At 34.1% G+C, this 13703-nt stretch carries 11 protein-coding genes and 1 pseudogene; 10 read left to right on the top strand and 2 right to left on the bottom strand.

What is annotated here, in order from left to right; translation table 11 throughout:
- Positions 1–40 precede the first annotated feature (40 nt).
- From B1202_RS15935 to B1202_RS15970, 8 genes are all read left to right on the top strand, one after another.
- On the top strand, positions 41–235 hold the full coding sequence (locus B1202_RS15935) for a hypothetical protein (RefSeq protein ID WP_078191581.1): 195 nt from the start codon (positions 41–43) through the stop codon (positions 233–235).
- A 24-nt stretch (positions 236–259) separates the two neighbouring features.
- Positions 260–994, top strand: coding sequence for a hypothetical protein (locus tag B1202_RS15940; protein WP_078191582.1), 735 nt, complete (start codon positions 260–262; stop codon positions 992–994).
- Positions 995–1430: 436 nt separating this feature from the next.
- A complete protein-coding gene (locus B1202_RS15950) occupies positions 1431–2069 on the top strand; it encodes a phage capsid protein (protein ID WP_078191584.1) in 639 nt (212 codons plus the stop codon).
- Between the two features lie 210 nt (positions 2070–2279).
- Positions 2280–2732: a hypothetical protein gene (locus B1202_RS15955; protein ID WP_228145182.1), complete on the top strand. Its 453-nt coding sequence runs from the start codon at positions 2280–2282 to the stop codon at positions 2730–2732.
- The gene (locus tag B1202_RS16675; RefSeq protein WP_228145183.1) at positions 2725–2976 is read left to right on the top strand and encodes a hypothetical protein; all 252 of its coding nucleotides are present in this window, start codon (positions 2725–2727) and stop codon (positions 2974–2976) included. Before B1202_RS15955 ends, B1202_RS16675 begins: the two co-directional genes overlap by 8 nt.
- Positions 2977–3363: 387 nt before the next feature.
- Positions 3364–4875 carry a hypothetical protein gene (locus B1202_RS15960; protein WP_228145184.1) on the top strand — a complete coding sequence of 504 codons (1512 nt, stop codon included), beginning with the start codon at positions 3364–3366 and terminating at the stop codon, positions 4873–4875.
- 35 nt (positions 4876–4910) lie between these two features.
- The gene (locus B1202_RS16545; protein WP_213033265.1) at positions 4911–5576 is read left to right on the top strand and encodes a hypothetical protein; all 666 of its coding nucleotides are present in this window, start codon (positions 4911–4913) and stop codon (positions 5574–5576) included.
- The gene (locus tag B1202_RS15970) at positions 5564–6031 is read left to right on the top strand and encodes a GNAT family N-acetyltransferase (RefSeq protein ID WP_078191585.1); all 468 of its coding nucleotides are present in this window, start codon (positions 5564–5566) and stop codon (positions 6029–6031) included. The genes B1202_RS16545 and B1202_RS15970 overlap by 13 nt, the downstream gene beginning before the upstream one ends.
- A gap of 721 nt (positions 6032–6752) precedes the next feature.
- On the opposite strand, the gene B1202_RS15975 is transcribed toward B1202_RS15970, so the two are convergent.
- A complete protein-coding gene (locus B1202_RS15975; protein ID WP_078191586.1) occupies positions 6753–7046 on the bottom strand; it encodes a hypothetical protein in 294 nt (97 codons plus the stop codon).
- A gap of 67 nt (positions 7047–7113) precedes the next feature.
- Here B1202_RS15975 and B1202_RS15980 point away from each other — a divergent pair, with 67 nt between their 5' ends.
- Positions 7114–11673 (top strand): RHS repeat-associated core domain-containing protein, encoded by a 4560-nt coding sequence (locus B1202_RS15980; protein WP_078191587.1) that lies wholly within the window; start codon positions 7114–7116, stop codon positions 11671–11673.
- Complete coding sequence (locus tag B1202_RS15985; protein WP_078191588.1) at positions 11670–12158, top strand: hypothetical protein; 489 nt, start codon at positions 11670–11672, stop codon at positions 12156–12158. The genes B1202_RS15980 and B1202_RS15985 overlap by 4 nt, the downstream gene beginning before the upstream one ends.
- Before the next feature lie 290 nt (positions 12159–12448).
- On the opposite strand, the pseudogene B1202_RS15990 reads toward B1202_RS15985, so the two are convergent.
- Positions 12449–13637, bottom strand: a pseudogene (locus B1202_RS15990) (IS3 family transposase).
- Positions 13638–13703 lie beyond the last annotated feature (66 nt).

The following is a 13703-nucleotide window of genomic DNA, read 5'->3' on the forward strand; positions in this document are numbered from 1 at the left end:
CAAGCGAAGAACATGAGTCCTGAGCAATTAGGAGAAATGTTTGAACAGCAATAAATATCAAAGAGTCTTTACAAGTAATGAAGGCATACAGGTATTAGATGAACTCATCGCTACCTTTCATGCACAGTTTATATTTGATAAAGACTCAGCTACACAGACAGCATTTAACTGTGGTCAGAAAGATGTCATTGACTTCATCTTGGCTTGTATTAAAGAAGCTGAACATAACAAATAACAAGATTTAAAAAAGAGAATAATAATGACAGACAATGTAGAACAACTACAATCTAATGAACAAGATACAGCTTCAGAGACTGTGTTAAGTACAGTTAATAATAGCTCTAATGAAAAAGCTATTCCTGATAAGTTTAAAGTGGTATCAGAAGATGGATCAGTAGATTATAAAGCGACAGTAGCGAAGCTTTCAGATTCTTATAATTACTTAGAGAAGAAAGTCGGAACTGGTGAAGTTGCTCCTAAATCAGCAGATGAATATAAGATTGAACGAGAGGATTTTGACTTTGAATACTTCAAAGCAGACGAATCAAATAAGCAATTTTTATCTGAAGCACACAAGCATGGGATAACAAATAAACAACTCGACTTCCTACTATCTGAGTACGACAAGCGTGCGGTCAATCTAGTTACTAACAGTTCACAGTTTGATACGGACTCAACTATCCAGTCACTTCAATCAGAATGGGGAAATGATTATGAATCTAATATTTTCTCAGCTATTCGAGCAGCTAAATCAGCAGGCTTATCTGAAGAACACATTAACGATCCAAGTATCGGCAATAACATTCATGTAATTAAAGCACTCGCTTATTTTGGTTCACAGATTGCAGAAGATAGACCAATTAATAACGGTACATCAGTTAGTACAGACATTACTTCTTTAATGCGTAGTGAAGCCTTTTTCGATCCTCGCCATCCTGAACATAAGTCAGTGAAAGCTCAGATCGATTCGTATTACAACAGCCTAAGACGATAAACAAATAGCTCCTGAAGTGGCGTTCAGATAAAGCTTTAAGCCATACCCAAGTCCTTATGTAGAGCATAGGAAAGGTATCACATACATCAGCCCATACGGACAACTGAGACATCTACTAGCTCTACGAATCACAACAATAATAAAGAGCTAATAATAGCTCTATTAATAAATCTATAAAATAAAAATAAGGAAAATAATAACAATGTCATATAACACTATTGATAGTGTGTTTGTTAAACAGTATGCAGACACATATTTAGCTCTATTGGAGCAGAAAGAATCAAAACTATTATCAACAGTAACGAATATCGGATCTATCACTGGTACGTCTTGGACTCTTAACGAGATGGGTACTTTAGGTGATGAGTTCAATACATTAACTCGTTTCGGTGATACTTAATATACAGATGCTTCATTTGCTTCTCGTTTAGGAACAATGAGTGATTTCCCGAACTTCACACGTTTGGCTATTCAGGACCTCTATAAACTCAAAGCACAACCACAAGACCAACTATTACAACGCTTACATAGCAAGTGGAATCGCAAGGTCGATAAAGTAGTTTATAACGCATTAATTGGTACAGTGGCTCGTAAAGAAGTTGGTACAGAAACTTATACAAACGTAGCTCTTCCTGCTTCTCAAATCTTAGGTGATGCAGCAGCTCCAATCACTAAACAACTTCTTATCGACATCCGTACTAAGTTCATGGAAAACGAATGTGAAGAAGATATTTACGTAACTTACAATGCTGGCTTACTAAATGTTTTACTTGCAGATACGACTCTTACGAGTGCTGATTATTTAGCTGGGCAGATGCTTCAACGTGGTGAGATCAGTAACTTCTTAGGTTTTAACTGGGTTCATTATGAAGGGATTCGTGCTGCAGATGGTTTATCTGCAACTGGTGTTGCTTATGTACGTTCAGCAGTTGAAGTAGCAACGAACTCAATTTCACCATTGAAAATCGTAGAAGTAGAGACAGCTAACCGTTTCCATAGCATTGGGCACGTTGAGGCTATTGGAGCTGTTCGCTCGGATGAAAAGAAAGTAGTTGCTTTCAATTTTAAAGTTTAATAGCTCTATTAATAAAGCTAATTAAATAATATAAAGCTCTTTATCTTTAACAGGATAGGGAGCTTTCATTACCTAATAATAAAAATAACTAAGGACGCTACATTACAACTAAAATTGATATATGCAATCAAGCTTTAAGCCTGATCGGGTCAGATAGCATTACAAGCTTTGACGAAAAAACAAGTATAGCTAAACGTATGAAAGGTATGTATGACACATCACGTAAAGCGTTACTTAGACTCCATCCATTCAACTTCGCAACTTAAGCGAATCAAACTATCACCATTAACTCAGAAACCTGATTTCGGTTATGAGTATCAATACCAACTTCCAAACGATCTAATCAGAATCATTTCAGTTAGCACAGATGATTATGTGCAAGAGACAGATCGACTACTCACAAATACAGAAAGTATCGAACTCATTTTCGTATTCTATAACGCAAACGAAGAAACCTTCGATTCACTATTTATTGAATGCCTAATTTTATATCTGGCTTCTAAAGTAGCTAAACCAATTACAGGATCTCAAGGAGCAGGGGAGTCCTTTTATATCCAATGTCAGGACCTAATCAAACAATCGAAAGCAGTTCAGGGACAGGAAGTTTTGAGTATGCAGTTCTTCAAAGATGAAGATTACACATTAACGAGACGATATGGCTAAGATCAATTTAATAAAGAATAACTTCACTTCAGGAGAGTTAAGCCCATTAATTTGGATGCGCACCGATCTAAACCAATTTAAGAATGGAGCAAAATCTGTAGAGAATATGCTTCCCATAATTGAAGGAGGTATCAAGAAACGTGGCGGCACAGAGCTATTAAGAATTGAACAAGATGCAATCCGAATCATTCCTTTTGTGGTCAGTCACGGTAATAACTTTCTTGTAGTCTTCAAACCTTTCTAAATCAATATTCTGAGTACGGAAGGCACATTAATTAAGACCTTCTCAACTCAATACACAGCATCACAGATCAAAGACATTAACTTTTGTCAGAGTCGCTATAACCTTTGGCTCGTACATGGTAATCATCCAGTATCTTGGATTAGATGCTCAGAAGATTTTACAAATTGGGCGTTTGATAAGTTCACTTATTCAGTACCTCCATTAGAAGACACATATACGCCTGCGCTATCACTTAAATCTACAGAAATGAATGTAGGCAAGACGACAACATTAACAGCATCAATCTATGCAATTCATGCAACGAACAAACAATACACGGTAGGGGATATCTGTTATTTGCTTGTCGCTGGACCTTCTATTAAGTATTACAGATGCTTAGTAGATCACATGAACCAAGTGCCTAAAGATGAATATGCTTCAACAACAGATCCTGATACTGGAGAAGTGACGTACACAGAAGTTGTTTACTGGCAGAAGATTTCAATTGAAGAAGCAACTGCTTTTAACTCATCTATTGTTGGTAAATATATCTTTGTAAATAGTGGCGTAATTCGAGTAGACCGCTTCATTTCACAGACTCAAGTTTCAGGTGAGATTCTAGTCAAACTAAGTGCAAACGTAGAAGCTATAGCTCGATCTTGGACAATCAAAGAACCTATCTTTAACGAAACTTTTGGCTACCCTAGAGCCATCACATACTTTCAACAGCGTTTAGTTTTAGCTGGATCAAGTAAGTATCCAAACTATATTTGGTTGAGCCGTACAGGTGATGAATCTAACTTTCTGACAACTACATTAGATGGTGACTCATTTACTGTAGCTGCGTCTTCAGAACAATTATCAAACGTCCTACATCTTAGTCAGAGTAGAGGAATCGTCGTTTTCTGTGGTGGATCTGAATTAACTATTAATGCTCAAGACTCACTGAGTCCAACGAATGCAAATATCTTAGAACACACAGCTTATGGAATTGTCTCAACCATTAAACCAATTAAGGTCGGGAGTGAGCTTCTATTTATACAGCGTGGTGCAGAACGAATCCGCACACTTGTTTATGACTATGCACAAGACGGCTTAGTATCGAATGAGCTATCAGTATTAGCATCACATCTTGGTGAAGATGGTGGTGGCTTTAAAGAGATGACATACCAACAAGAGCCAGATTCAGTCATTTGGATTGTTATGAACAATGGAAAACTAGCAACGCTAACACTGGATCGAGAGCAGTCAGTTATCGCATGGGCTAAACATGACATAGGTGGGAATGTAATTAGTATTGCATCGTTACCATCAACTACAGGGGCTGATAAAGTTTATTTTCTAGTAAACAGAGATGGCTTACTACAAATTGAACAGCTAAAAGAAAGTCTATTACTGGATACAGCAATCACAACTCAAGTTACGCATACGGAAGACGGCTGTACGGTAAAGCATTCATTGATCAACATACTTGGTGAGAATGTCGCTGCTTACTATAAAGACGCAACACATACCTACGCTATTCCAATCTTACATAGAGAAGGGGATACGATTCATATTGAATGTGATGATTTAGTAGAAGAGGTCATTATAGGTAGAAAGTTCACAGCTAAAGTTAGCCTACTTCCTCCTGATTTAAGCCAAGCTCCAACAACAACGAATCCTGCTTTATTTAAAGTGGATCATTTAAACCTTTATATGTACAAATCCATCAACCCTAAAGAGAATGGCGAAATGATAGAGCTGAAAGAGTTTGATGAAGAAGCTTTAGATAAGCCAAAACAATTTACAGGTCAGAAGAGAATTTCTTTAGATGGCTGGAATACATACGACAATTTCAAATTAGAAATATCACAAGATGAACCGTTGCCATTCCACATAACAGCAGCAGTACTAGAAGTGAATATGATTGACAGATAAAATAATTTTCTTCAGATAATTAAAGAGTTAAAACAATGAGTAGATATGATCTATTAAAAATTACAGCAAAACATGTAGGACTAGGTATTGCTGATACTTTTTCTGCTGGAATGGGAAGTGCTGTAAAAAATTCCATTGCTGAAATTAAGGAATATGCACAGAAAAATAATGAAGCTCTTTATTATCTTCAAGTTAAAACTTTTCTCGAAACTGAAGAGTTTGATCAGGAAGAGATAGATAAATTTTTCAATGAAAATCCAGAAAATTTACGTTTAGGTGTTGAAATATTTAAAATACTAGAACAAACATTCTTAGAAAAGCAGGCAGAGTATTTAGCTAGAGGTTTTAAAAAGTATGTACAGAAAAAGATTAAAAGTCAGAAATTATATGAATATATACATGTAATAGAGCAGTTAAACAGGCATGTTTTAGATCAAATCCAAAAAGATTTGAATGCCGTAAGTAAATACTCGATGCATGGTTTACCTAGAGCAGGTGAGACGTTAAGTACAATGGCATTTACGTCTAACAATACATCGAAAAATCAAGTACTCCAAACCATTGGGTTTATTGATGAAGAACCTGATCAAACACCTGTCACATTATCAGGAAGTATTAAACCAAAAGTGATATATAAAAGAACGAAACTTTATCTTGATTTTTTTCAAGATATTATTGAAGAGGAACAATGTACAGAATAGAACACGCGCGAATTTTAGACATTCCTGAACTGTTAGAAATAGCAGTTCAATTTTGGAATGAATCTCCAAACTACAAGAAAAGACCTGTCAATTTAGATAAAGTCAAAACACAACTTCAAGCTTTAATCCTTTTTCCAACACAAGGCTGTGTGTTAGTCGTTAAAGATGACAACGATAAAATCATTGGTGTATTTGTTGGTGGCTTACAAGAAGAATGGCAAGCAGACTCACTAATGGCTTTCGATTACTGCTTATTTGTTAGAGCTAATAATAGAGGTGGTAGAGCAGCATATATGCTTATCACAGCCTTTAAAGAATGGGCTAAACAAGCTGGTGCAGATTGGATTCAATGTGGAACGGCAACAGGTATTCAAACAGATAAAACAATAAACTTTTATACCAAGATGGGTTTTGAACATACAGGAATCTTCTTGGAAATGAAGTTGTTAAAATAGAGCTATTAATAACACTATTTATCAAACAATATCTTATTGGTCAGCTACAGCATAGCAAGTAGGGCATATGAAGAATATAACTAAAGACAATAAACTAATGCTTAGTCTAAATAAGTAGAGTCACAAGGATAAGTTGAATCTAACCGTATTTGTGAACTTTGTAAAAAAAACCATGAGCAGCTAGAGTACAAAAGCTTAAAGTCAACGACTACCTGAAAAGCCAAGAGAGAAGTTAAACTACTGTTTAGCGAAGATGTTCCAAAAATCAAGATTAGCTGTAGTTCTAAATAAAGATACTCAAAATTTTCGAAATGCTTCGACAATTTTAATACTTCTTATCAATAAAGTTGATTAAATATTAGCCATGTTGTCATTCTTTCTGTGTTATCAAACTACCTCTTGTATAAATTGTCCACAATCTTGCGGACAACTCTTGTGGAAAAATCAACCAATTTTGTAAGCCTGAGCGCATCCTAATTTAGGGATTTTTCGGATTTTCACAAGTCATGGTATTCAATATCATGAAGTCATAAGAGAACAAGACGTTCCGTATAATAAAAATAAATAATCGCACAAGGATCGGCGGCAAGATAGGTGCTCTGCTAAACTAACCAATACGAAAAAGCCCAACAGGATGTCGGGCTTTTTTATGTCATGAATCTGGATATAGCTTATTAGATTTATGCTCAATTAATAAAATTTTGTGAACTATACATATGCCTTAATTTTCTTGTTTTGTTATGGGGTGATTAGACATCATAAAAGTATCTGAATTATTAACAGGCATAAACTTTTGTTTTTCACTCTCAATTTGCGTGTTCTGATTATTTGTTATTCCATTTTCTAAAGATTTTGAAATCATAGATTCATTATTTTTAACTTGAGCATCTTGTTCGGGCTCAATTCTATACTCAATATTTTGTATTTCATTATCATAAACATATGTTTTATAAGAAATAAAACTTACAATCAACATTAATGCTAGGCTACCAACCTGAAAGGTTTTTTTTTTCATTAGACTATTCAGTTTTCTTGTTAATTAATTTAATTTAGCATAGTTAAATTAAAATAATGAATGAATTATGAATATTTTGTTAAAAAAAATAACAATGCTATGTGTATGGTTCTATGCAATTGCCACATATGCAGTCACAAATACAGACTATACTGCGTTATCTAATAATTTAGCTATGACTCCTGGAATTCAGGCAAAAACACAAGGATATGATTTACTTAGTGGAAAAATTATACAAAATATTCCTTTAGTAAAAGGAAATATTCCTTTTACAATGCAATACCATGCTTCTTTAAGATTGAATGGTGAGGGAGGTCCTGATCTTTATCAAGAATTAGATGAAGGAGGGGTAGCGGATTGGACTAATGAATATTCTGGCCAAATTATTACTAGTACAGCTCCGACAACTAACCAAAGTACTTTTATTATTCAACTACCAGGAAGTAGTGAAAAATATTTAATCACTAAGGATGGTGCTGGAACAATTAAGCGATTGTACTACACTGGTGGGGGCCAATTTCCAACGCAAAGTTTTTATTCTAATAATTTAAGAGAAATTTCTTTCAGTCAATTAAATGGCGCAATCATAGTTGAAAAAGATGGTATAAAATATACTGCTGCTATTTCGAAAAGTTTAGACTCGGTATTTGGTAATACTACAATACCAAGTTACTTATTTAGATTCACAAAAATTGAATATTTAGATGGTAAAAAGCTTAAGCTAAGCTATGATAATAACGTTAACTTAATACAAGTAAAAGATAATAGAAATAATGTTTTAAATATTTTTCGTGAATATAAAAAAATTGGTGCAAGCAATCAATCTTATTTAGAAAGAAAACTAATTACTTCTGTTGAACTTATAAGTGGAAATAGTGTTCAAAAATCAGCTATTACATATAAAGAATCACAGATAAAAAGTATCGCAAATCCAAGTAAGATAGACACCATTTATACAATTTCAGAGATTAATTCTATTGTTGGTGGAAAGATTTTTTTTCATTATGAAAATCAAATCAGAGGTTATCTAATCCAGTATGTTATGAAAAGTACTGGACGTAATATTACTGATGGAAATGAAGGGAACTACCCAATTTTAAACAAAGTAACTGATCAGAATGAGAATGTATTAAGAGCCTATTCTTATGGGAATGTTATAGGAAAAACTACAAGTACTTCATCTACATTTAATGTCTATACTACACAAATATCATCTTATTCAATTGTTGATGGACAAAAAGTACAGGAAAGTATTTCGGCATATGATGATGCTAACGGAAAATTTGCAAATCAATTTACAGTAAATGGGCAAAAACAAACCTTTAATTATACAATTAGTACTGCAAGCTTAGGTAGTTATGTCAATGAGGCTGATTTAGGTAAGATGGTTAAAGCATCAGTAACGATGACAATTAGTAATGATTATCCAGGTATTGTAAGTGGAACATCTCCGATAAGATCAGTGACATATAATCCATATACACATAGAATAAGCTCATTAAAAGATTATAACGGTAATATTTCCAATTATACTTACGACAATTTAAATAGATTGACACAAAAAGTTGTTGCTGTAGGAAATATTGATAGTCAATCAACAAATTATAGCTATACAAGCTTATCTAATGGTTTGATAAATAACTATCCCATACCTAATGCCATTGTTACTGATAGTCAAATAGTAACTAATACTATTGATTCAAAGGGATGGATTACGCAGCAGGTTATTTCATATCCTAAAGGTGGTAATAAAAAAACAATAGGATATTCATATTATACAGATGAAGCTCAAGCAAATTATGGTTTAGTGAGCAATGTTGATGGTCCTAGATCTGATATTAATGATAATGTTTCATTTGTTTATGATGAGTTTGGTAATAAGTTAACAGAGACTCAAGTTGTCAATAACCTTACAGTAGTAACTAAATATCTAAATTATAATAGCTTTTCTCAACCAGAGCGGATTATTTATCCTTCGGGTTTAGTGGAAAAGTTTATCTATAATGTAGATGGTACACTACAGGCTAAAGTTACTGGAAATGGTGGTGACACAGGAGATATTTATGGCAATACAATAATTTATACTTATGATTATTTAAAACGTAAAAAATCTGAAACTAATTCAGATAATGAAACAACTTTATATGATTATGATGGTCTTGGTAGATTAACTAAAACAACTGCTCCAGATGGCAGTATTACGACTCAATCATATTTTGATACAGGAGAAATTAAGTCTATTGACGGTGCATCTTCTACATATAATGAAATAAATATTGTTGGGCGTATCTCTAAATCAGGATCAGGAACAAATTCCACTTCATTATGGAAAACATTCACATATGATAAAAATGGTAATATTACTCAAACACAAACTGCTTTAGGGATTATTGAAAAATGGACTTATGATGCTTTAAATCGGAATACATCTTATACAAATGGTGAAGGTAATATTAGCAAAAAAACCTATGATAAAACTAATAACCTAATTTCTTCTAAAGATGCTGTAAATTCTGGTTCGAGCCCATTTAATTATATTAACAGCACACTAGTTAAAGATGAAATAAATAATGATTATGCAACAAAGTCTTATGCATATAATCAAAATGATCAAGTAACCAATAAATATCATGGTGGTCGTAATTGCGAGTTTTCAGGTATTGATACGCTGGGTCGAGAAGTGAGCGTAAATTGTACAAGTGAAAATTCAGCTGACCCAGCCTATGCCTACAATTATCAATATACTTATGATACTTCACGATTTGGTCGTACAGACCGAGTTTCATCAAATTCTTCTTTTGGTATAGATACACACTATAGCTATGATCATTTAGATCGTATTATCGGAAAAACTCAAACTAATAAGGCAATTACAGCTTGGGGGGGAGTAAATTCATCACTCAACGTAGGCTATTCCTATAGTTCAGCAAATAAGCTTACTTCACTAACCATGCCGTCAGGGAGAGTTATTTCCTATAACTATGATGGAAATAAAGGACGTATTGCCTCAGTAGATATTGCTGGTAACCCTTTTATTAGTAATATTTCTTATGACAATTTAGGGCAATTAATTTCATGGAACATTGAAAATACAGGTGCCAAATATTCAATAGCATATGACCCTTCTAGAAGTGGTGCGACTAAATCTATTAATTTTATGAATAGAAATAACAGTATTTTATATTCAGAAAATTATAATTTTGATGCAGATGGAAGAATCACCTCAATAAATAAAATTAATAATACTCATAACTACACTTATGATAAAGCAGGAAGATTAAAAAGCGATCAATCAGGATCATATACTTATGATAAAAATGGTAATCGTACTGCGAGACCTGGAATCACGTATACTTATGCAGCGAATACAAATCGTCTAACTACTGTAAAATCCGGAACTACTATTTTAAAAAGTGCCAGTTATTTAGCGACGGGTGAATTACGTTTTGCTCCATTTTTATCTAGCTATGATGGTAATGGGCATATGCGATATTCCGGTGGCTCATCTGGTCAGTATTACATGGCATATAACCATAAGAATGAAAGAACTATTCGTTCAATCAATACATATGGAAATTGGTATGCAGGTGCTGTTCAATACATTTATGACGAAAGCAGTAATTTGATAGGAGAATATGCAGCAAACGGGACACCTATTGTTGAATATATTTGGATGGGAAATACACCAGTTGCAGCTGTGTATGGTAGTGGAGGTTCATCTAAAATTTATGCAATAGTCACTGACCATAATAATACCCCGCGTATGCTTGTCGATAATTCTACAGATAATGCTGTTTGGATATGGGAAAGTTCTGCATTTGGTGTCGGGCAACCGACAGGAAGTGTTAAGTTTAATTTACGTTTCCCTGGTCAGTATTATGATGAATTTACAGGATTACATTATAACTTAAATCGTTACTATAACCCTGAGCTAGGTCGGTATATGGAGCCTGATCCAATTGGGCTAGAAGGTGGCTTAAATCCATATGCTTATGCTGGAAATAATCCTATTAGTAATATTGACCCAAGTGGATTGGATGCTTTATACGGTGGATGGGGGTGGTTGGGGGATTGGTCAAGTTCGATGAGTAGCATTTTCTCTTATCAAACAACATTTTCGTCGGATTATTTCTATGGAATTCCCCCCACTGTTAGCCAAGCTAATGCAAATTTATCTTTTAATGGCGGTTCTGGACAGGATTTATGGGTTAACGCAAATCGTTTGATGGTTGCCCCAAATGGGAATTGGAATATATCACCTACAACAAATCAATATCGGTTACCTGTAGAAGTTGTAGCTTATAGAAATAATTCTGGAGATTGGATACCATCAAGTAAATTTACGATGCCATCACCATATGATAGTGGATATTGGGTATTTGGAGAATTGACAATGAATATAAATGGAAAGTTGTATAATGATACTTATAATTTTGAAAAACATAGTTATGATTTTAGTTCTAATGGTGGAGTAGCAAGTGTAGGTAAAACTTTTTTAAGAAATATGGAAACGATAATAGGTGGAAGAGTCGCGAGTAATGGTAGAACTAATTATATCCAAGACGGTTATTCATTTCACTTTTTTAATAAACCTAGTTGCCCATCATGTAAGCCAGCACCAAAATGAAAAAAAGTAAAATTATTGGAATTATTGGAATTATTGGAATTATTGGAATTATTGGAATTATCGCTATTTTTAGCGATAATTCTGAGTGCTTTTTAAAAAATGGGATTTGTATATCAAATTTCGAATATTCTCATTCCACTGAAAAAACGCTATATAGGAATAGAGAATCGTTGACAGAAGATGAAAAGTTAAATTGGATTCATTTACATAGTATTTATCCAAAGAACGAAATAGGATTTTGGAATAGTTGTACTGAAATATCTTCTAAATCAATAGTGTGCTCATTTCAACAACTTGTTAATGTTAAGGAATGTGTCCCCTTAAGTATTGATAGATATCCCATTGAAAATTGGCGGTTAAAGTTTTATGAAATAACGATATTTGAGAACTATCAGTTTGAAATAAAAAATTATAATGGACGAAAAAATTCATGGATAGAAGATCAACATATAAATGTTAAGCAAGAGGTCTTGTGTGATAGTTAGAAATGGATCAGGAAATTTTAACTATTACTCTACACCATATATTGATGTTATAAACATCAATATATGGTGTATTTCTTGGCACGTTTACAAAGCAGGAAGACCACCTCTAATGGCTGCTTAACCTCTACTTTTAATTTCGGTTATTTATCGGAGGATTACCCAGACACTTTAAATGGTTTCTAACAGTTTGGTTACGTATAATATAGATTATGTTAAATCCGATACACCTAACAATAACTTCATATCCTTCTTACTTAAACCAAAATTCAATAACTTAAGTGATTTTTATTTCACGCATAAAATATGATATTGAATAGCCACCAAAATTCTAGACACACATAACCATCTTTTGATGGTCCTTTTTCATAATCTAATGGAGAACGTTGTCCATTGGAACCATGTCTTCGTTTTGAATTATAAAACATTTCAATATATTCAAAAATATCTGCTCTAGCCTCTGATTTTGATACGTAAATTTTCTTCTTAATATGCTCTCGCTTTAGCAACTGAAAGAAGCTCTCAGTAACGGCATTATCATGGCAATTTCCTCTTCTGCTCATACTGCTTTTCAGATTATGATACTTGATAAAAGCTTGCCATTCATGGCTCGTATATTGTCTACCTTGGTCTGAGTGAATGAGTACTTTATGCTTCGGCTTCCTTCGCAACAGAGCCATCAATAATGCATCTAAAACCAGATCTGTGGTCATTCTCGACTTCATAGACCAGCCAACGACAAGACGCGAAAATAAATCAATCACCACCGCAAAATATAACCAACCTTCGTGTGTACGAATTTATGTAATATCAGTCACCTATCACTGATTAAACTAAGTTGGATTAAATTGCCGGTCTAAAGTGTTTGTAGCAAAGATATTTGGAATACCAGCATAAGCTCGAAGCTTGCGATAATCGCGTTGTGATTTAAGCCCATCGGCTTTCATCAGTCGATATACCCAGTTAATTCCACATCCTTCACCGATATCTTTTAAATCACAGTGAATCTTACGATAGCCATAAACTCCACCAGATTCGAGCCAGAACTGTTTAATGAGACCTGAAAGCTGTTGCCGTTTCTTAGCAATCTCACTGATGGGTTGCTTTAACCATGCTTAATAGCCGCTGTGATGAACATCTAAAGTTAAACATAAACGACGAACAGGGCATTGTGCTTATTGTCCTGAATAAAGGCATACCTCATTTGGACTGGCTTGCGAATTACACCGCCGCTTTTTTTAATATGTCCCATTCTTCGGTGACTCGTTGTAGTTCTTTTTTTAACTTTGCCAATTCTGCAAGTGGATCACTAAATTCTGTGATTTTAGGTTGCTGAGGATCATAACGTTTTATCCATGCTTACAGACTATGTGTGGTGATTCCTAAACGTGAAGCCACTTCAGCCACATTATGAATTTTTTCAGTCACATGCTTTACTGCTTCAATTTTGAATTCTTCAGGATATCTTTTGCTACTGCTGATAAACACCTCGTTAATTAGCCATTTTATCTAACTAAAGAGTGTCTACAAAATCGGTGGCTATCCAAT

This window comes from Acinetobacter amyesii, assembly GCF_002018365.1.
Classification (GTDB): Bacteria; Pseudomonadota; Gammaproteobacteria; order Pseudomonadales; family Moraxellaceae; genus Acinetobacter; species Acinetobacter amyesii.